Genomic DNA, 21,737 nt, shown 5'->3' with positions numbered 1-21,737 from the left:
GGCACGAGCACGGGAGAGCCGTCCATGGGCATCGAGATCCCCGACTGGCTCGCGAAGTTCGCCGTGATCGTCGCAGGAGCCTTCCCCCGGATCGACGAGGACGAGGTCAACGCCCTGGCCCGGACCACCTCGCAGTTCTCCGACGACTTCGGCAGCATCGCCAATGACGTCGGCGAGGCCCTGGCCGGGGCGAGCGGCGCGGTCGGCGGGCAGGGCGGCGCGCAGTTCGGCGCGTACATCCGTCAGCTCACCACGGACGGCCCGCAGGTCCTGCAGGGCATGCAGTCCAGCCTCAGCGACGTCAGCACCGAACTGCAGAACACCTCGCTGTCCATCGTCAACGCCAAGCTCCAGGTCATCGAGATGCTGGCGTGGCTCGCCGGGGAGCTGCTGTGGGCGGCGGCGATGGCCCCGTTCACCGGCGGTGCGAGCGAGGCGGCGGTGCCCGCGCTGGTCGAGGCCACCCAGTCGGTGGTCGTCAGCATCGCTCGCACCGCGATCAAGGAGATCGCCAAGGGCGCGGCGATGATGGCGGGGATGGATACCCTCACCCAGGCCATCGAGATCGCCAAGGGCTACAAGAAGAACTTCGACTTCAACGAGATGCTCGACGCCGCGGGGATGGGGGCGCTGTCCGGAGCCGTCGGGATGGGCCTGGGTCTCGGCGCGGGCCGCATCCTCGGCGACGCGGCGCACACCTTCGCCGGCAAGGTCGGCACCGGTGTGGTGGTCGGTGGCACGTCCAACTACATCACCCAGATCATCGGTTCCGCGGCCCAGGGCCAAGCCGACTTCGGCTACCTGGGCTTCGTCCAGGGGGCGGTCGGCGGCGGCATCAGCGCGGGCGTCCACGCCGGCCTCGCGGCACGGGGCGGCGGCGGCCTGCCGGGGAAGGACCTGAAGCTGCCGCCGGACCTGCTGGAAGGCCCTCCCGCGTTGGAGCAGCCACCGGTCGGTTTCGGGCCGCCGTCGGTCCCCGGCGCACCGCTGCGGGTCCAGGCCAACGGCGAGGGCTCGCTGCTGGTGCACCTCGGGGCGGAGCCCGGGCCGGGCGAGGAGTTCCTGACGGCGGTCTCCGACCTCCCGGACGTGCTGGTACTGGGCAGTTCGGGCGCGGCCCGGACCGGCGCGGACGGTGAGCCGATCCCCGAGGGCGGCCTCGGCGACCATCTCGCCACGGTCTGGAGCGGCACCCGGCAGCAGCTCGGCGCGGAGCTGCCGCTGCCCAGCCGCGTCGTGATCACCTCGCCGGTCGGCCCGGAGGAGTACCCGGGGCTGCAGCAGTTCGCCGACGACCACCAGGTCGCGGTGTTCGCCCCGGACGGAGCGGTGACCGTCGGAACGGGCGGTCAGGGGCTGGTCGTGACCCGACCCGTCACGGGGGAGGGCGGCGCTGTCGGCGCCGGCGCCGGCACCGGGGCCCCGGGGGAGGGCGGCTGGCAGGTCATCAGCCCGACGCCGGGCTCGGCTCCCACGAAGGGCGCGGCGCCGGCACCGGGCACCACGCCGGAGCCGGGCGGGACGAACCCCGCGAGCGGTGCGGCTCTGCCACTCGCCGAGGGGGTACTGCCGCCCCGGACCGCGCGGGCGGTGCCGCCGTCGCCGGCTGCCGGGGTGGGCACCGGTCTGCCGGAGGCCAGGGGCGCGACCTCGGGCCCGGTGGTACGGGAACCGGTGCCGACCGAGGCCACGGCCACGGCTTCCGCGCAGTCGCAGGGCAAGGGGCTGCCGTCCGTTGAGGCGACACATGAGGTGCCGCACGAGGTGCCGCAGTCGGGGGCTGCCGGAGTGGGCACGGGCCTGCCGGAGGCCAGGGGCGCGACCTCGGGCCCGGTGGTACGGGAACCGGTGCCGACCGAGGCCACGGCCACGGCTTCCGCGCAGTCGCAGCGAACCGGCCTGCCGGAGGCCAAGGGGGCGACTTCGGGTCCGGTCGTCCACGAACCCGCACGTGCCGGTTCTGCTACAGGTGTCCACGGCTCCGGGCTGCCGGGGGCGAAGAGCGTGCGGCCTGACGGTTCCTCCCCGCAGCCGCCGGCGAACCATCAGGCTGCTCCCGCGCACAGCGGAACCGTGCCGTCGCCGGGTGCCCGCCGGCCCGAGCCGGTCGCCCCGCCGCAGGGCCGGGTCACCGACCCGATGCCGCTGCCCGGCGGAGGCCTCTGGTTCCCACGGGAGGGAGGAACCGCGCTGCACACCGCCGCCGCTCACGCCGTGCCGGGGGCCGAGGGCTGGAAGCTGCTGGTCGCCCACGGGGAACGCGGAAAGGCCGAGCTCGGCGGCCGGCTGCTGGGCGCGGACGCCACCGTGGCGCAGCTCGACGCCGGCCGGGACAACCTCGCGCTGATCACCTGCTACGCCGCGGCGTCCCCCGCCGACGGTGGCCGCTCGCTGCTCGCGGGCGTGTTCGAGGCCTCCGGCAACGCCGCGCTCGGCCCCACCCACGAGGCCATCGTCACACCCGCCGGCGACGTGATCTCCGGAGTGATCGGCGTGGACGCCACCGGCCGCCCCGTCGTCGTCCCGAAGGGCGACTGGGTGGTGCACGACGGCGACGGCCCGCGCAGCCTCGGTACCGCCTCGCTCACCGAGGCCTGGGCCCGGCTGGGCGCGACCCCGCGCCCCGGCGGTCCCGGACCGGACACCGCGGTCGGCTTCGCCTACGGGGTCAGCGACGCGCAGGTCACCGGGCTGGCCCGCTACGGGTACGCCCCGGTCGCGGCCGCCCTGGCCGGGGCGCACCGGCCGGGCTCCTTCTTCACCGCGCTGCTCCACATGACCACCCCGGAGCTCACCAACCACTTCCACGGCACCGCGCCGACCGTCGCCATGGTCCGCAGCGCCATGCTGGCCCACCTCGGCACCGACCTGCGCAGCCCGGCCCCCCGCTACGCGCATTTCCTCGCGCCCGGCCAGACCCCCGACCAGCTGCTCCGATCGCTGGGCGACCCGGCCCGCTGGACGCCCGAACTGGGCGCCCTCGCCCCGCACCTGGCGGCGGACACCTTCCAGCTGGACCTGGGCGTGGTCGGGGCCGACGGCATCCCGGAGGGCGCGGGACAGCTGCTGGCCGCCCCGCGCACCGCCCGCGCGGACGGGAACCCGTTCATGCTGGCCCGGGTCGGCGACAGCCACTTCGTGCCCACCGACCGGGGGCCGGGCGGCCGCGCCGTGCCCGACCCGAGCACGGTGCACGGCGTCCCGGCCGGACCGGGGCCGAGCACCTGGTCCCGGCCGCTGACCCCGGGCGAACGCGCCCTGGTCCGGCAGGCCGGGGCGGACGCCGTGCGGCGTCCGGACATCGAGCAGCGGGTGGAACTGGAGACCGTGGCGGCCCACGAGCAGGCCGTCACCGGCTCCGGCATCGCCGGACGACTGCCGGACCACGTCGCCCAGGTGCGGCAGCTGACGGCCCGTGCGCTGGAGGGCGACGTCACCGCGATCGACCGCCTGGACATCCTGGAACGGATGTCCGCGGTGCACGAGCAGGTGACCACCACGGCGAACGACCGGCTGAACGAGGCGGACCACGTCCAGCTCCTCGCCAACGCCGCCACCGCGGCCGGCCTGGCCGGACCGAGCCCGGTCGCGGCCCGGACCGCCGCCCGGGTGCACGCCTACCAGGAACTCAGCGAGGCGGTGAACGCCGCCGTCGCGGTCCCGCCCCCGCCCGGCCGGGGCATCAGGGCGCGGATCGGCACCCTGGGCGCGGTGGCCCGTCAGGCGAAGCTCGCCGCCGGGATCCAGGCCAGGGACCGGGTGCTGCGCGAGGCGCGCGACTCGGTGCCGCTGCAGCCCCCTGCGAACGCCTCGGCGGAGGCCCTCGCGGCCGGCCGGACCTGGCACCAGCAGCGGGTCAGGGAGGCGGAACAGCGCGCCGCCGGCCCGGCCCGGCAGGCCCAGCTCACCGCCGAGAACACCGAACTGCAGCGCCATGCGGCCCGGTTGTACGGGCCGGACCAGCAGGACCGGCTCACCTGGGCCTCGCTGATGCGCACCGAGCCGCATGCGGTCAGGAACAGCGAGCAGCTCGGCGCGGGCGCCGCCGAACACACCCGCCGGCAGATCGAGGACCCGCACCGGGACCCGGCCCAGTCCGCCGCCGAGTGGCGGCTGCGCCGCGAGGCCGCCCGGCAGCAGCGGCTGCGCACCGACCCGCCGCGTCAGCTGCCGCCCGGGTTCGCCGAGTTGGACGCCCACAACCGGCGGCAGTACCCGCTCGGCTACCGGGGCCGGGTGCAGCGCATCGGCGCCACCTGGATCGGTGACGACGCCGCGATGGCCAATCTGGTCAGCAGGAACGGCCCGGCCGGCACCAGCGCGGGGGCGCGGCGCGCGGTGAACCGGGTGATGCGGGAGCAGCTGACCCGGCTGGGCGGCCGGGCGGTCACCCAGCAGATGCTGGAGGAGGGTGGGCTACGGTCTGCGGTGACCGTCGGCGGGGTGCACTACGAGTTGAACGTCTCGCTCGACCTGGGTGATCCGGCCCGAGCCCGCTACCAGCCCGCCTTCGAGGCCCAGGGCGACGAGCGCGACGCCCCCGCGGTCCAGCAGCAGCAGTACGGGCAGAAGCACCACGGTGCGGTCGAGGGCGACCACGAGAACATCGCCGGGTCCCGGACCACGGGTTCCAGTGGGCGCTCGGTGTCGGCGGCGGTCAACGTCGCGGTACCGTTCGGCGAACTGCCGGCGAAGATCTTCTCCGCCACCGCGGAGTTCTCGCTGGGGGGCGACAGCGCCAAGGGCTGGTCCTTCGGCAACGACGGGGTGTCGGCGACCAAGCGCTTCCTGGACCTGGGCGGCCAGGAGTCGCACTTCGAGTTCCCGGACGCCGCCGTGCGGATCGAGTTCACCCGCCGGGGCGCGCCCGCCCCTGCGCATCCACAGGTCGTGCCGACGTCGACCCGGCTGGCCTTCCCCAAGGAGCTGACGCCGCGCCAGCAGCCCGGGAACGTCGGTGTCCTGCCCGCCCCGGCCGCCCGTCGCGGCACCACCCGACCGTACCGGGGGATCACCGCGCAGGCGCTGGACGCCGGGGGACCGGTGGCGACCGCGACCGCCGGGCGGATCACCTCCGTGCTGGGCCAGGTGATGCACATCCCCGAGTCGCTCTCCGGTCTGGGACGGCTGCGCCAGCGGGTCGTCGCGAGCCTGCCCGCGCCCGCCGTGGCACTGGGATCGCCGCTGCACGACGGCATCGGGCACTGGATCAGCGAGCCCAACCTGCTGCGCAACTACGGCGACCTGAGCTCGGTCGGCGCGATGTCCCCGGCCTACCGCACGGCGGACGGCAAGTCGTCGGCGGTTCTGGACGTCCAGTCGCGGATGCTGGGCGCGCAGCGGGTCGGCACCGACCCGGTCCCGATGAAGGAGGAGAGCCAGCGCTGGGTCAACACCAACAGCGGAACCAGCGAGTCCGGCGGTTTCGGAATCACCCCGATCAAGGGCACCTTCGGCTACACCGTCGGCGACCCCACCCTCCCGTTCGGCTTCAACCACTCGGCCAGCGTCGGCTTCAACCTGGGCGCACGTTTCGGGACCACCCGCAGCCACAACCAGAACACCGGCGCGGGCGAGGTCCGGGGCCTGGTCTACCCGGAGAAGAGCGTGCTGTTCCGGGTCACCAGCCGGGTCGACGTCAGGGTCTTCTCCGATCTGCCCGGCCTGGGCCACCAGCACGATCCGCTGGTCACCGAGGACGTCACCCAGTTCATCCGGGTCCCGGCCCGCGAGGCCGACCGGTTCGAGGCGCTGATCTCCCGCGAAGCCGCGGGAGCGCCCGCGACGGCGCCGTGGACCGCGGCCCACGCGCAGGTGCACCCCGATCTCGACCCCCGGCCGCGCGGTGCCGCCGCGCGGAACGCCATGGTCACCGCCGAGGCACAGGTCAGGCACCCGCCGGTGGCCCTGGCCGCCGACAGGGGCATCGGCTTCTCCGCGATCAGCCGGCTCGCCGGCGCGGAGCGGGTCATCCCGACCATCGAGCAGACCCTGCGCCGGGTCGAGTTCGGCCGGACCTGGGCCCCGAAGCGCACCACCCTGGAGGACGCCTACCTGCGCCGGCAGCTGCTCGCCAAGTACAGCAGGGAAGGCCTGATCAACCGGGGCAGCGCACTGTTCAAGCCGGGCGGGGTCAAGGACAGGTTCTACCGTCAGGTGCCGGGCGGCACCGAGGAGATCACCGTCAGGGTGGTCGGCCACAAGGTGCCGACGGTGCCGCCGGTCGCCGGGCGGGTCGACAACGCCAAACTGGAGCTGATGCCCGCCGGTTTCGCCGGCGGCGGCGGTGGCGACAGCCTGTCGGCGACCCTGTCCGGAGCCGTCAACGGCGGCTTCACCGCCGGTGTCGGCAAGCTGGACGGCAGCGACCTGCGGCAGTTCGGCTTCAGCGGCGAAGCCGCGGGAAGCAAGGGCGACAGCGCCTCCACCAGCGTCGGCTCGTCCGGCTTCCAGCTCCACGCGATGCTCTACGAGGGCCCCGCCCGGACCTTCGACTACCAGGTCGAGTACCGGATCGAGGTCGGCGTCAAACGCCTCGGCACCCCCCTCGCCTGGAGCGACCTGCCGGGCCGTGCCTACCAGAAGGTCAAGGCGCTGTTCGGCCCCCAGGACCCCTTCGCCGCCTTGATCGCCACCCGGCTGCGCGACGGCAGACGCAGCCTGCCCGCCGTCGTCAGGGGAGACCCCGGCAACGAGCACACCGTGCGCTTCGTGGTCCCGGAGAACCTGGCCCTGACCACCCCGCACGTCCCGCCGGCCCAGCAGCGGCTGCGCCCGGGGCACCTCACCCGGGTGCCGCAGCGGGATCCCGTGATCACCCGGATCAACCACGAGCAGGGCCTGCACCGGCCGATCGTGGACCTGCCCGACCTCCCCGCCGCGCTGAAGAACGCCCACCGACCGTTGCACGGCGACGACCTGGTGATGGAGACCATCGGCTCGGAGCACCTGGAGTCCGAGGTGCAACTGCTGCTGCAGGGCGTCGGCATCAGCCCCGAGGCCGCCGGGGACATCAGCTGGACCTCCACCGGCACCGAGATGCTCAGCGGGGCCCAGGTGCGCGGCCCCTCGCCGATCACCGCCACCCTGTCCAAGCAGGGCATCATCAAGGACCGCGACACCATCGTCAGGATCGAGGCCTTCCCGCAGGCCCACCGCCCCACCCCGCAGCGCATCAACACCCTGCGGATGGACGTCGCCGAGGGCGGCAGCAACGTCAGCGGCAGCCTGGGCGGCTCCGCGACGAGTCGGTTCAAGGTGGGCGCGAGCTTCGGCGCCTTGGCCCACCAGCAGGCCGACAGCAGCAGCCAGCAGGTCTTCCCCGGCTTCAGCCGCTCGGGTGAGATCCCCGGGCTGCCCAACCACGGCTACGCGAGTTCCCACACGCTCGGCCCGGTGTCCGGCCGGCTCACCCAGGTCCGCGAGAACTTCCAGGAGCAGACCGCCGACGTGGTCTACCGGATCACCGTGATCAACCAGTCCAAGAACATGTTCGGCTCCTCGTTGCCGAGAGTCCGCAGCAGCGTGCTGCGGATCACCGACGGCGTGCAGTTCCTGCGCCGCGATCCGGGTGTCCACCCCGACCCGCATGATCCGGCGCTGGTGGCCGCCACCAACCCGGCCCCGGCGGGCCTGCCCACGCTGCTGCGCAGCAACCGTCCGGCAGGCGCGGGCGTGGTCGGACCCCAGCAGCGTCCCAACGACCGCGTGGTACCCACCTTCGCGGCCACCCCGCACGACGCCGCCGAGATCGCGGCGGGCCGCCCCGGCCGCACCCTCCCGGTGGAACCTCTGGTCCCGCATGTCGCCGCCTCGGAACGGCTGCTGGTGCCGGCCAACCACCCCGGCAACCCGGTACCGCACCCGCGCCGGACCGAGGTCAGCGGCGACGGCAACCCGCTGCTCGACCGGGCCCAGGAACTGCTGCAGCAACACGCGGAGGGCGCGCTGGAGGACTACTGGCAGGTCCACGACGGCGCGCAGAACAGCCGGCACCAGCCGGTGCCGACCAAGCTCGCCAACCTGCTCAACGTCGGCTCCTCGGAGGCCCTGCTCGACACCGCGCTCGGCTCCGGGCTGATCCTGCACACCACCGACAGCGGCGCGCTCCACAACAACCGCACCTGGCTGCGGCTCCGAGCCACCCGCGACCCCGACAACAAGGGCTATCACTTCGTCGAGCAACTGCCCCAGGCCAGCGTCTCCCGCTACCACTTCCGGCTCAACCGTGAGGAACAGAGCCGCTCCAGGCCGGAGAGCCGGGAGTGGGGCCTCAGCTCCAAGTTCGCCGAGAATCCGTCGAATACGGGCACCTTCAAGGGCGTCGGACTCACCCCCAGCGGCGGCACCTCCCGTGCCAGGGGCACCGGCAGCTCCTCCGCCGGCGTCGACGCCAGTCGCAACACCCTCTTCATCAGCGGCCCGGCCGACCGCTACGCGGGCGACCTGCGGATCGAGATGACCGTGGTGCGCACCACGCACGCGTCCCGCTTCCTCAACACCGCGCTGCTGACCGTTCCCGAGAAGATCGCCCTGGCCACCGGCCATCTGGACATGGGCCGGGCCGACGGCACCGGATCGGTCACGCTCACCGAGCGGGTGCTGATACCGAAGCAACTGCACCGGCCCGACCTGGAGCCCTACGTTCCCGCGCCGAACCACGTCGCGGTCGCGGAGGTCCCGCGCGGGCAGACGGTCGCCGGACTCGGCGGTCGGCCGCTGGGGCTCAGCAAGCAGCACCTGCTGGACCGCAAGGCCGTGAACCTGGGCTTCGACCACGACAAGTTGCGGGTGCTGACCGACGAGGTGCTGGCCCGGCTGGCCGGCAACACCCCGACCCAGGACGGATCGCAGAACTTCAGCACCAAGCGGACGGCCGCCCTGGGCAGCCGGTCCAGGGACGCCATCCACGCCATGCTGTCGCACCCGATGATGACCAATGAGCTGGAGTTCATGGTCGATGCGAACGGGCTGGTCTCGCCGGTGCTGGTCCGCGAGGGCGGCCTGCTGACCGACACCCACGCCAGGATCACCGTCCAGGTCGAGCCCTTCGACGCCCGGGTGCAGAACCACTTCGACGGCTGGCTGGAGTCCAACTCCTATCACTTCAACGAGAACGGGCAGAACGAGTCCTCCGCGGACGGCTGGAGCATCGGCGGCTCGGCCGGCTTCACCGGCCTGACCGGCAGTACCGACGCCCACCTGCCGCCCGGGTCGCACGAGGCGCAGAAGCCCACCGGGACGCTGAGTGTGGGCGCCAACCAGAGCAGCGGCAAGTCCAGCTTCGTGGTGCACAAGGACATGCCCAGGGTGGTCTCCCGCAACCGCGAGGTGCCCTGGCTGCGCACCAAGTCCGACGCGATCGTCCGGATCACGGTGGAGGCCCGCAATGTGCGCGGCCCCATCAATGTGCCCGGAGGCACCACCCGGATGGACTTCCACGTCAGGAACGGCCTGGAGATCGGCTTCACCCCGGAGCTCGCCCACCAGCTGCTGGACTCGCAGGCCCTGCACAGCAACGGCACCCCGACCCGCTCCGGGGTGATCGTACCGGTCAGGGGCCACGCCACCGTGCCCGACGACGGTCCCCGGGAGTTCCAGGCGGCAGCCTCGTTCCCCAAGGTCGACAACACCACGGTGGTCCACGTCCACGGCGACCCGGCCGTGGCGGGGAACTTCCTGGTCGGCAACCGCTCGCTGACGACCCCGCAGTTCCAGGCCGAGGTGCTGGCCCGGCACAACCTGACGCCGGGTCAGGCGCTGGTGCTGGTCGGCTGTGACGTCAACACCCCCGTCGGCGGCCCCGGCGGCCCCACCGCAGCCGGGCTGCTCGGCGCCGCCAACCCCGGCGTGCACATCATCACCGCCGGCGGTGCGGCCTTCACCGGGCCCGACGGGTCGGTACTCGCGGGGAACCTCCAGTACGACGCCAACGGCCGCCCGCAGACCGGCAGCTGGCAGCCGGGGAGCTGGCAGCTGAGCCCCGGCGGCGGCGGACCGGTGGTCGACCTCGGCCCGGACCTGGCCGCCGCGCTGCGGGCCGGCATCGACCAGCACCTGCCACCGGGGGCGGTCGCCCTTCCGCACCCGGTGGTCGTCACCACCCCGGCCGTCCTGCCCCCGGCCGCCCCGGTGCGCTGGGGCGGCACCGGCTCCTCGCCGGCCTTCCCCACCCGCGGGGCCGGCCGGCCGCCGGTGACACCGCTGACCGTGATCCCGGAGGAGCCGGAGCCGGTGGCAGCAGGGCCGGTCTCCGGCGGCATCGCCTCGGTACTCGCGGGGCAGGGCTGAGCAGTGGACCGTCAAAGCCCGATGCCGCAGTATGAGGACATGGTGTACGGGGAACACGCCCGGCTGCGCGAAGCGCTCGGCGGCTACCTGCTCGGCGCACTGAGCTCCGAGCAGGACGAACTGATGGCCCGACACCTGGCCGTCTGCCCCGACTGCGAGCAGGAGCTCATCGCGATGGTCGACACGGCGGCGGCCTTCACCCTCCTGGGCGATCCGCCGCCGCGGCGTCCGTCCCCTCGCAACTGATCCGCCCTTCGTCTGCGACAACGGCTCAGGGGCGCGGCGTTGTCACCGGTGACCCGAGAGGATCCAGGCGACGCTGCCCACCGCTGGCTCCGGCTCGGACTCCAGGGGTGTCTCGTCTGCGCCGGGCGTGATCTGCGGGGCCACCAGCTGCGGGGTTGGCTGGGGTGTCGTTTGGGGGGCGGGTGCCGGGGTGATGACCACTGCGGGCGGCAGGGTCTGCAGCGGGATGGAATTCTCATCGCCGGGCGGCGGCGGGAGCATCTGCCCCTCCGGGGCGGGGGCCGCCGCCGGCGGGACGATGACCTGCTGCGCCGGCAGGACGACCTGCTCCGGCGGGACCGCGGCCTGCTGCGCCGGTGGGACGACCTGCTCCGGCGGGAGCGGGGTCGGTTCCGGGGCCGGGACCACCGGCCGCTGCGGCGGCACCGTCCGCTCCGCCGGTGCGAGGACCGGTTCGGGCGGCAGTGCCGTCGGCTCCGGCTGCGGGACGAGCGGGTGGTGGGGAAGCGGTTGCGGCTCCTGGGGGGCCGGGGTCTCCAGCGTCGGCGTGTGGTGCACGGTGCTGGATTCGGACGTGGACGAGGCCACGGGCGGAGGCAGCTTCGAGGACGACGCCACGGCGTGGGGGAACGACGCCGTGGTCGGCGTGGTGGACACCGAGGACTGTTCGAGGACGGGCGGCGGCGGGGGCGTGCGGGTCGGCTGCGGGGGTCGCACCGGACCCGGCCGGCCTGGCGGCACCTCGACGACGATCTGCGGTTCCGCCGCTGGTGGTGCGGCCTGCTCGGTGGTCGGCGGGGGCACTGCTGCGGCCGCTGCGGCGCCCTGGCGGGGTGCCTCGACGGCTGGATCCGCGGCTTTGACGACGGGTTGTGGTGTTTCCGTGACCGGGGCGGGTGTCGTGATGACCGTCCTGGGTGGTTCGGGAGGTGCTGTTGGGGCCTCGACGCCCGGTTCCGGGGCCTTGATGACGGGCTCGGGCGTTTCGATGACCGGGGCGGGCGTTTCGAGGACGGTCCTGGGCGGCTCGGGAGGCGTCGGCTGGGCGATGGGTTCCTGCGCGGGTTCGGGCTGCCGCCCGGTCGCTGGGTGCTCCTGGATGACCGGCAGGGGGTTGCGGACCTGCTGGGTGGTGTTCGGCACGGTGATGCGGAGGGGTGGCGGCGGTTGCTGCAACGTCAGCTCCTCGGCGGAGGAGTCGGCGTCCAGGGGCGGCGGGTCGCCCAGGTCCGTGCGGTCCAACGGGATCTGACGGCCCTGCGGATCCTCCGCGCTGAACGCCAGGTAGTGGTTGCCGGGCACCGTCCCCGCCGTGGTCTCCAGCGCGGGGATGTCGATGGTGACCGGGACGATCCCGCTCTCCCGGCGGGTCCGGTTGCCGTCCCGGAAGTTCAGTGTGACCTCGGCGTAGCCGTCGTAGCGGGCCATCGGGGTGTTGAACTTGGCGCTGGCGATCACCCGTCCGCCGTTGGTCCGCGTCACGCCGTCGCGTCCCCGGCGTTGCGCGCCGCCGGTGAAGATCACGCTGGCCTCTGCCTTGCCCGCTTCGGCCTTGACGCCGATCTGCCCGGTCCCGCCCCAGGTGCCCCAGTCGAGCCGGGTACTCCCGGACGAACTGACGGTCTCGTTGGCGGGACTCAGTTCCACCCCGGTCTCGGTGGTGCGGTACTCCAGCTGGATCAGCCGGACCGTGCCGGTCACCCCGGCCCGGCTGGTCCCGACGAGGTGCCCCGACTCGGGTGTGCCGAGTTCCTCGCCGCGGGTCGCGCCGCCGAACCTGCCGGAGAGCTGGCTGTGTCCGACGCTGCTGCGGGAGACGCTCTCCAGCCGGTTCCAGGTCTGCCTGCCGAAGAACGTGGGGCCGACGCTGCGCAGGATGTCCTGGACGCCGGACGAGTCGCCGAGCCAGCGCACCACGTCGACGTCGCGCATACCGCCGTCCCAGAGCCGTTGCGGCGGGATCCGCACCGGGACCTGGACCGGTGGTCCCGCCATCGGCTCCCTGGGCATGGGCTGCCGGTCGCCCGGGCCGGGGGCGGTAAAAGGCCGCACTGTGTCGGTCGGTCGGCCCTCGGACGCCTGGACGGTGCTCTCGAAGCCGATCCTGGTCACCCCGACGGTGCGTCTGGTGGTACCGAGACGCTGCACCGAGCGCAGCACCTTCCCGGCGAACCGCCCCGCGTTCGTTCCGGTCCCGCCACCCCCGGGGTGGGCCGCGCCCGCACCGTTCCCGCCCTCGGCGGGCACGTGCCCGCCGTTCCCGCCCGTGCCGCCCTCGCCGGGCACATGCGCAGGCACGTTCGGCGCCGGGACGGGCACGGCCTGCCGGTCGTCCTCGCCGACGGTGCGCGGGGGCCGCGGGGTGTTCCGGTTGACCGGTTCGCCGCCGTGGACGCGGGGCACCGGCTCCGGGACGATCCGGTCCGGGCTGCCGAGGGAGAGCAGCGGCCGTCGCTCCATGGTGACGATCAGGTTCGCGACGCCGTCGTTGACCGACCCGGGCATCTTGGACTTGGTGGTCATGCCGGCCGTGGTCGACCCGGCCTGCGCGCCGAGCCGCTCCTGCCCCCAGGCGCGGGTCACGCCGCCGCCGCCGACCACGGCCGCGCCGCTGCCGAACGGGTCACTGGTGGCGAGCGCGGTGACGGTGACATTGTGGCTGCGGCCATTGGTCGCGGTGGAGTCGTCGTCCGCCCGGGTGATCGAGTTCTGCACGCCGGTACCGGAGTTGAACTCGGTTGCGGCGGTGTTGCCCTTCTGTTCGATGCGGTTGACCGACGCGCTGATCCTGGTCCGGCTGCGGCCGTGGTCGATGACGATCTGGTGCCCGGACATCATCGGCTTGAGCATCGGCTGGAGCTTGCCGGGATCGATCGCGTCCAGGATCTTGGCGCGCATCCCGGGCCAGTCCGAGCCCAGGGTCCGGCTGCCCGAGTTGTTGAGGTGATCGACCGTGGCCTGGAGCGAAGCCCGCTGGTCCGCGCCGGGGAACACCGGATACACGTCGGTGACGATGTCGGACGAGCCGAGCCGCTCGGTGGCCCGGATCCGCTTCGGCACCTCGATCGGGTGGGCCACCGGCGGCGGGGCGGCCTGGCCGTGCAGGGGGGCGTCGCGCAGCGGCACGGCGATGGTGGGGTGCAGGGTCACCGCCTCCTGCGGGACCGGGAAGCGCCTGCCGAGCCGGGTCAGCGAGTAGTGCACGGTGAAGTCGGCGTCGCCGGTGAACAGCCCGGCGGGCTCGACCGTCTTGCCCCGGCTGGAGGTGCCGCCCACCCCGTTGGCGGTCAGCCTGGTCGAGGTGTCGAACAGCCGGTTGTAGGCGCCGGTGATATCGACGTGCGGGACCTTGAACTTGATGTTCCCGCCGAGGATGTGCCGGGTGCGGTTGTCCCGGGATATCCCGGCGGAGCCGCGCAGCTGGCTGCCCAGTTCGAACTCGAAGCCGTTGACGGTCTCGGTGTGGGTGAAGTTGTTCAGCCGGGGCCGGACGGTGACGGTCCCGCTCCAGCCGTGGATCGAGACCGTCTCGGTCAGCTCCCCGCCGCGGCTGAGCCGGGACAGCTCGGCCTTCACCGTGAACGGGTCGAAGCGCTGCCGCAGCCGCATCACGACATCGTCCGGGATCGGCCCGGCATGGGTGCCGAGCGTCGTCTCGATGCTGCGGAGCAGCCTGGTGTCGTCCGCGCCGAGGCTGTGCACGGTGTCGGACGCGCCCATCGCGCCGCGCTGGGTGATCCGCTGCGGGGCGTCGTGGAGCCGGGCGGGCGCGGGCCGGGCGTCCGTCCTCGGCGCGCCGCTGCCGGGGGCCCGGAACACCCCGCGGCCGTCGTCGCCGACCTGGTGGCTGCGGGTGTCGCGGGCGTCCATGCTGAACTCGCCGTCCAGCGAGACGGTGGACGGCGTGGAGGCGCGGTTGCCGCGGGTGATCCGCAGGTCCACGGCGACCTTCCCGGTGAACAGCGCCTGGGGCTGTGCGTACTTGCCGTTGGCGTGGACCTTGCCGGAGTCGCCGCTGCGCCAGCCGCTGCGGTTGCGGATCTGCAGGCCGTAGTTGCCCTGGATGTCCGCCGACTCCTTGGTGGTGTCAAGGACGGGGCTCCCGGTCGAGTCGAGGACGGGATGACCGGCCGAGTCCAGCTTCGGTGTGCTCGACTCGTGCAGCGGCGCGGTGCCGCCGCCCTGGACCTGCCCGGCCCAGGTGCGTTGCAGCACGGTCCGCCTGGAGTCGAAGGTGGTGCTCTCGGCGACGGTGTTGAGCTCGGCCTTGTCGTCCGTGCGCTTGTACTCCAGCTCGGTGACATGCGCGGTGGCCGAGAACTTGATGCCGCGCTTCAGCAGGGCGGCCGTCAACTCCGGTGTCTCCAGCGGCAGGCCGCGGGTCATCGAGGTGATCCGCGAGGACACCAGGGTGTGGCTGTAGGTGCAGAGCACCTCGTCCCTGATGTCGTGCCAGTCGTTGCCCAGCTCGCGTAGGCCGATGGTGTCGAGTTCGGCGTGCAGGGCCTGGATGTTGCCGAGGTCGCGGACTGTGACGGTGTCCCGCAGGCCGCCACCGGGGCCGGTCGCCCAGACCTCGTCCGGGGGTGCGGGGACCTCGCTGCCGGTGTCGAAGGTGCGGCGGGCCGGGACGGTGGTCGGCCCGGCGGCGGTGAAGCGCGTCGGGTCGACGGGCGGCGCGGCCGGCTGTCCGGGATGGGCGGTGTCGGGGTGGTGGGGATCGGGGTGCGCGGTGGTCGGGTCGTTGACCGGCGGGGGTGGCGGGTCCACGACCGGGCGGGCCTCGCGCTGCTCCACCAGGGACGTGAACCCGATGTGGGCAGTGGCCCCGCCGTTGCGGACCTGGCGTCCGAGCGTCGGGCGAATGGTGAAGGCCATGCCCAGGCTGGCCTGCCCGTCGAACAGTGCGCCGGGGGCCTTGAGCTTGCTGGTGACCGTCACCTCCTGGGTGCTGCCGGAGATCGCGATCCGCTGCCGACCGCCCTGCACCGAACCGGCGCCGCCGATCAGCCCCGGCGCGGTCGCCGTGGCGCTGCCGGTGGCCGGTGCGGGGACGGTCAGCATGGTGTTGCGGCTGTTCTGCTGCGAATCCGAACGCATGACACCGGTACCGACGTTGAACTCGGTCTGGTCGGTGTTGCCGACATGGTGCATGGACGCCACCGACGCGCCGATCTCGACCTGCGCGACCTGTCCGGTCCGGCTGACCACCTCGACCCGGATCCGGTCGCCGGCCATCATGCCCTTGAGGTCCTGCTGGATCCGTCCCAGGTCCAGCTCCTCGCCCAACTTGGCCCGCACGTCCGGCCACTGGTCGCCGAAGAAGGCCCGGCCGTTCGGGTCCGCCTGGGCGAGCACCGCCTCGGTGCCCCTGGGCCCCGCCGGGCCGCCGTGGGGGCCCGCGGTGATGTCGGTGACGATGTCGGAACCACCGAGCCGGTGGGTGTCCACGATCCGCTGCGGCGGTGCGAACCGCTGCCGCAGCGGCGGCCGGTTGCCGTCGAACGCGGTCGTCTCCCGGTGCGGGACCGCGACCGTCGCCCCGATGTCCAGGGTGTGGGTGTTCCGGCCCGGGGCCGGCCGGAACGGGGTGCCCCACCGCTTCAGGTCGGAGAAGTCCAGGTGCAGCCGCAGTCCGGTCCCGTAGAGGGCGCCCTTCTCGACCGTCTTGCCACGGGCGATGGTGCGGCCGGCGTCCAGGCGTCCGGTGCGGCGCATCCGGTCGTGGCTGTAGGTCAGCGGGATGGTCACCTCGCCGCCGGCCGGCTTGAACTTGCCCAGCACACCGCCGGTGAAGCGCCAACGGCGGTCCCCGATCAGGGCGGACGAGCCCTGCTGCTCGGAACCGCCCTCGAACTCCACCTTGGGTGCGGTGTCCAGGTAGACGTGCTCCTCGACGGTGACCCGGGCGGTCACCTTCCCGGACCAGCCGTTGGAGTCGAAGTGCGCCTCCAGTACGTCGCCGCGTGACAGCACCGACAGCTTGGGGCGCAGCGCCGGGGCGTCGAAGAGGCTCTGTGAGATCGTCCTCGCCGCCTCCAGGTCGTTGCCGAAGGCGTGCGAGACCAGGTCGGTGATCTGGTTGGTGACCGTTTCGTCGTCCTGGTGCAGGCCGACCAACAGGTCCGACGCGCCGAGTTGGTGGTCCGCGGTGATCCGGGACGGCGGCAGCCGCACGGCCTCCGGCGGGTGCGGGACGGGCGGGCCGAACGCCAGGTCGTAGCGCGGATGCAGGGGCGGCGCGGGGACGGTGTGGTCGTCGGCGGTCCGGTGCTCGGTGATGATGTCGGCGTGGTTGGTGATGTGATTGTCGGTGTGCTGCGTGGCCAGGGGTTGCTGCGGCGGAGCGTGGCGCAGCGGCGGGGCCGGATCGCGGCTGCCGCCGGCCACGGCGTTGACGTGGACCCGGGGGGTGCGCCGGGGCTGGGGTGCGGTGGGGGTGGCCGGCGGCTTCGGTGCGGGCGTGGTCGGGTCGCCCTCGCCGGGCTTGCGGACAAAGGCCAGCGCCTCGTCCGGCGCGGGCCCGGCCGCCGGCTTGCTGGTGCCGCCCAGCTTCAACCAGGCCTCCTTGAGCGAGACCGTGCCCAGCGGCGTGGCCTTGCCGTCCCGGTAGACCACCCAGCCGCCCTTGGGCACGACCACCGGACGGCCGGTCGCGTCCACACCGAGCACACCCGACACCACATCGCCGTCCGGGGTGACCACGGCCTCGTGGGTGGGACCCAGCGCCGCCTTGCCGGACAGCTCGTGCGCGTGCTGCAGCAGGGACACGCCTCCGGCACCAGGCGCGGCGGCGTAGCAGACCACGAACGCCAGGTCGTCGCCGGTTCCGACGTGCGGCAGCGCGGAGTCCGCGCCGACCAGGTGCCCGTTCACCTCGATTCCGCCGGGCGCGCCGTGACCCACCATCAGTTTCCAGCCGTCGGCGGCTGGGACGGCGCGTGCGGCGGTCTCGGTCAGCGAACTGCGGGTCGGCCGGGGGAACCACACCCCGTCCGGCAGCGGCACGGCCTCGTGTCCGGCAGCGGAGTGCGCGCCGGTCGGCGACAGCGGCCCCTGCTCGAACCGGGACGGATCGGGCCGTCCGGTCCGCACCACGGACGGATGCCCGGTGCCGGGCTTCGTCTCGGTGCCGGGCTTCGTCTCGGCGACCGGCTGGTGTGTGCCGCCCCGGCCCGGCTGCCCGACCTCCGGGCGGCCGCCTGCGACGGCGTTGGCGGTGGCGTTGGAGGTGGCCGGTTCCCCGGGGGAGTGCTGCTCCTGCGGCCCCCGGGTCTGAGCGGCCTTCGGCTCGGGCAGCCCGCTGCCGTGACCCGTCGACCCGGTGGCCTCCGGCGTCGACACGACCGGTGCGGGGGTGCTGCGCTCGGGCGGCGAGGTCGCGGACCCGGGCGAGCCGGTGCGCCCGACCACCGGCTCGGTGTGCGTCCTCGACGACGGCGGTGCGCCACCCTCCTCGGGCGCACCGCCCGGTCCGATGGACGTGGACGCGGACGGCGTAGCCGTGGTCTGGTGCTCGGCCGCTCCCCGTGTACCAGACGGGACAAGGGTCGCGGTCCTCGCCTCCGGGAATCCGGACCGGTTCACCGGACCCGTGGTGCCGGACTCGCCGACATGCGGCGCCGCGGTCCCGCCGGGCAGCGGCGCAGGACGCCCGGTGTCGATGCCGACCGAGGACGGCACCGGTTCGGTGGGCGCACCGACCGGGCGCTCGCCCTGGGCCTGCGGCGCGGCGGTGTTCTCGGGCCCGTGGGAACCGCTGCCCGGGCTGCCGCCGGTGCCGGTCGTCCGTTCCGTCCCGGCGCCGGTTCCAGTGCCGCGCATCGGAGTTGTGGTTGTCCCGGTGGCCGGCGCTGTGCTCGTCCCGGTCGAGGGCTGCTGTCCGCCGGCCACCGGCTCCGGCGTGCGGGGCGCATCGGACCGCCCCGCCGGGACGCCCTCGGTAATGCCAGTGCCCGCCTCTCCGGTACCGGTGCGCACACCGGCCACCGGAGGCAGCCCCGCACCTGCGCCTGACTGCGCTTGCCCGCCGTGCTCCTGATGCACAGTCCCCAGGCCCGGCTCCGGGCTCGGCACCGTCGCTTGCGACGGCGTCCGGGCCTGTCCCCGTCCTGGCCCCTGCCCCTGGCCGAGCCCCTCTTCCCCCGGCACGGCGACCGGGACGACGGCCGGCTCGACCACCGGGGCACTGTGCTCCTGCACCGGCGCCCCGTGCCCACCCGTGCCGGTCACCGCCCCTGCAGCCGACAACGGTTCGGTCGGGTGCGGGACGACCGGCGGGAGCACCGGCGGCGGCACCACGCCCAGCTTGCCCTCCGGCCCCTGCCCCAGCTCCGGGCCGCCGTCCGGGCTCCCCGACCCGTGCCCGCCGCCCCCGTGGATCGACCCGCCGAGCCCGCCGCCGAACGCACCGGTGACGAAGCCCATCGGGTCGAAGTCGGCCTCGCCCTGCGCCGTCGAGACGATCACCTGGGTGATGTAGTTGGACGCGCCGCCGACCACCGCTCCGGTGCCGACCCTGCCGGCGAAGGTGTTGGCGGTGTCGCCCAGCACCCTTCCCGCGCCGAGGCCGAGGCCCATCCCGACGGCCCCGCCCAGCGCGCCCATGCCGGCGGCTTCCAGGGACTCCTTGAAGTCGAAGTTCTGCTTGTAGCCCTGGGCGATCTCGATGGCCTGGGTGAGCGCGTCCATTCCCGCCATCATCGCCGCGCCCTTGGCGATCTCCTGCAGCGCGGTCCGGGCCACCGTGACCAGGATCGACTGGGTCGCCTCGACCAGTGCGGGCACCGCCGCCTCGCTCGCGCCGCCGGTGAACGGGGCCATCGCCGCCGCCCACAGCAGTTCCCCGGCGAGCCAGGCCAGCATCTCGATGACCTGCAGCTTCGCCGACTCGACCGACAGGGCGGTGGCCTTCAGGCTCGCCGAGGTGTCCCGCAGACTGTCGCCCAGCCCGTGCAGCACCTGCGGGCCGTCCGTCCCCAAGCCCTTGATGTAGGCGTTGAGTTGCTCACCGCCCTGGCCGCCCACCGCACCTCCGGCGGTTGCCAGCGCCTCGCCGACGTCGTTCGCGAGACCGTCGAACTGGTCACCGAAGAGCGAGACGGTGGCCGCCAGCGACCGGACCTCGTCCTCGTCCAGCCGGGGAAAGGTCCCTGCGGCTATCTTGGCCAGCCAGTCCAGCGACTCGGGAAACTGGATACCCATGGTGACGCTCCCCGTCGGTAACCACTGCTGCTCCGAGGATGCGCGCGTCCCAGGCCCGGCAGCGCCCCAGGTACGGAGCTGCCATGTTCCGGTCGGCAACTGTTCACGGCTGCCCCGCGAGGTAAATCGGAGCTTGCCTGAGCATGGACGCCGACTGCCGGGTGTCGTCGGATCAGCCCACCGCCAGCTCAGCCCACTCAGTTGGAACAGGTTTCGGTCTCCTCCGCGCCCGACGAGCAGCACATGCGGCCTCACCTGCCCGGATGAGTTGTCGGCACCCACAGCGCCGCAGGCCGCACACCACGCCCGGATATCACCGTCGGAGGGGATGGCCTTGGCGTGCTCCAGCCGGGAGGACTTGCAGTCGCTCCAGCCACAGCGCAGGGCCACCTCATGGGCACTGAGTGCTGCATCGAGGCGGATGTCGCGCAGTTGTGCGGCGACTCGTTCACGGGCCGCCTGGGCGCTGGAGGAGGGAGACTTGGTCATGGATCCCGACCTGCGCTCAGGGCGACGGTTCGCCTATCGGATCTTGTAGTCCTCGTGCGGGACAGCTCGGTCCCATACGGCCTCGAAGGCGTCGGTGCACAGCTTCGCGACGGCGGGCTCGCTCCGGTACTCGTGGCCGGCGAGGGCGCCGTCACCGGTGAAGTGGCCGAAGCGGACCAGGGCTCCGTCGAACAGCCAGAAGTCGTTCCCGGGCAGCGCGAGGTCCGAGGCCTGGGCCCGCGGGAGCCACCGGACCAGCTCACCTGCGGAGAGGATCACGTGGGTGCCGGAGTGCTCATATTTGATGTAGTCGGTCACCGGTTCGGACACGATCCGGGCCCGGCGCACGACCACGCCGGAGGAGATCATGTCCTTGATCAGCGTCGTCCAGGGCTGCCAGTGCGAGGAGTGAGGGTCGTTGTCCCGTTCCCCGGTCTGGCGCCAGTGGTTGATGAGTCTCCCGTCTCGGTGGCCGGGTCGATGCCGAGGTAGTGGAGCGTCATGATCCCCTCCGCGCCTGTGAGGCCTTCGCGGTCCTGGTCACCCTCTCGGGTTGGTGACTGCCCGTCAAGACGCGGTCACATCGCGGTAGGCGGGAGGTGTGGCGTCGCATATCTGTCCGGCTCGGACCAGCGGCTGCCACCCCGGCAAGTGGGGCAGTAACCGTTCAGTAACGCTGCGCACACGCCTCTCGCAACCCTGGAACGCTGGCCGCTCCAACCACCCTCTGGGGGACCAGCGCCATGACCATGCCTCAGTTCAGCCAGCCGGCACCCGCTACTCCCGCACCCAAGAAGTCCAAGGCGAAGGGCTGCGCCGGAATCGGCTGCCTCGGCGTCATCGCCGTCATCGTGATCATCGGCGTCGCCTCCGCCATGAGCAACAAGAACACCCCGACGAGCAGCAGCGCCGCCCCGGTCATAGCCGGTGCACCCACCAGCGGAGCAGCAGCACCCGCACCAGCAGCAGCCGCCCCGAAGACCCTCCTCACCCTCAAGGGCACGGGCATCAAGAACACCGCCCAGTTCACCACCGGCTCAGCCTGGACCGTGGCCTACACGTTCGATTGCACCGCGTTCGGCAGCCAAGGCAACTTCGTCGTGTCCGACGAAACCGGCATGCCCCTCGTCAACGAACTTAAGGCCAAAGGATCAGGGTCCAGCCCCCAGTACACCGGGGGCACCCACCACCTTGAGATCAACTCCGAGTGCGATTGGACCCTCAACGTCACCGGCTGACGACTGAACGGGGCCTGCGTGGTGCAGCTGACCACGCAGCCCGGGAACAGCGAGGCGCCCCGCACCAGTCCGGTACGGGGCGCCGCGGCAAGCAGGGGTTAGGCCGGGACGACGTTCTCAGCCTGGGGCCCTTCTGGCCCTGCGTCACGTCGGGGATCACGGCCAAAGCCCTTAGTACTGCAACCGCATCTGGGCGTGACTGTGAGCGTGCGTGCTCGTTGGTCTGACTGTGTGCTGATGAGCTGACGGTCAAACAAGTTGAGGCGTGGT

General features: G+C 73.1%; 4 protein-coding genes and 2 pseudogenes. 3 read left to right on the top strand and 3 right to left on the bottom strand.

The window, feature by feature from the left end; all coding sequences use genetic code 11:
- Positions 1-24: 24 nt before the first annotated feature.
- Both ABH925_RS32535 and ABH925_RS32530 read left to right on the top strand, forming a co-directional pair.
- Positions 25-10,290 (top strand): hypothetical protein, encoded by a 10,266-nt coding sequence (locus ABH925_RS32535; RefSeq protein WP_370153896.1) that lies wholly within the window; start codon positions 25-27, stop codon positions 10,288-10,290.
- Between the two features lie 39 nt (positions 10,291-10,329).
- Positions 10,330-10,536, top strand: a complete 207-nt coding sequence (locus ABH925_RS32530) for a zf-HC2 domain-containing protein (RefSeq protein WP_370153894.1) — start codon at positions 10,330-10,332, stop codon at positions 10,534-10,536.
- Positions 10,537-10,578: 42 nt separating this feature from the next.
- Here the strand turns inward: ABH925_RS32530 and ABH925_RS32525 are convergent, their stop codons facing one another.
- The 3 genes and pseudogenes from ABH925_RS32525 to ABH925_RS32515 all read right to left on the bottom strand — a co-directional run.
- Positions 10,579-19,740, bottom strand: a complete 9,162-nt coding sequence (locus ABH925_RS32525; protein WP_370153945.1) for a hypothetical protein — start codon at positions 19,738-19,740, stop codon at positions 10,579-10,581.
- 285 nt (positions 19,741-20,025) lie between these two features.
- Positions 20,026-20,229, bottom strand: a pseudogene (locus ABH925_RS32520) (helix-turn-helix domain-containing protein); the annotation flags it as partial.
- 33 nt (positions 20,230-20,262) lie between these two features.
- A pseudogene (locus ABH925_RS32515) lies at positions 20,263-20,673 on the bottom strand (DUF6879 family protein); the annotation flags it as partial.
- A 299-nt stretch (positions 20,674-20,972) separates the two neighbouring features.
- Between ABH925_RS32515 and ABH925_RS32510 the strand changes: the two are divergent.
- Positions 20,973-21,467: a hypothetical protein gene (locus ABH925_RS32510; RefSeq protein WP_370153892.1), complete on the top strand. Its 495-nt coding sequence runs from the start codon at positions 20,973-20,975 to the stop codon at positions 21,465-21,467.
- The last annotated feature ends 270 nt before the right edge of the window (positions 21,468-21,737 follow it).

Source organism: Streptacidiphilus sp. EB129 (assembly GCF_041262645.1).
Classification (GTDB): domain Bacteria; phylum Actinomycetota; class Actinomycetes; order Streptomycetales; family Streptomycetaceae; genus Streptacidiphilus.
This window is presented reverse-complemented; position numbering and strand designations above follow the sequence as displayed.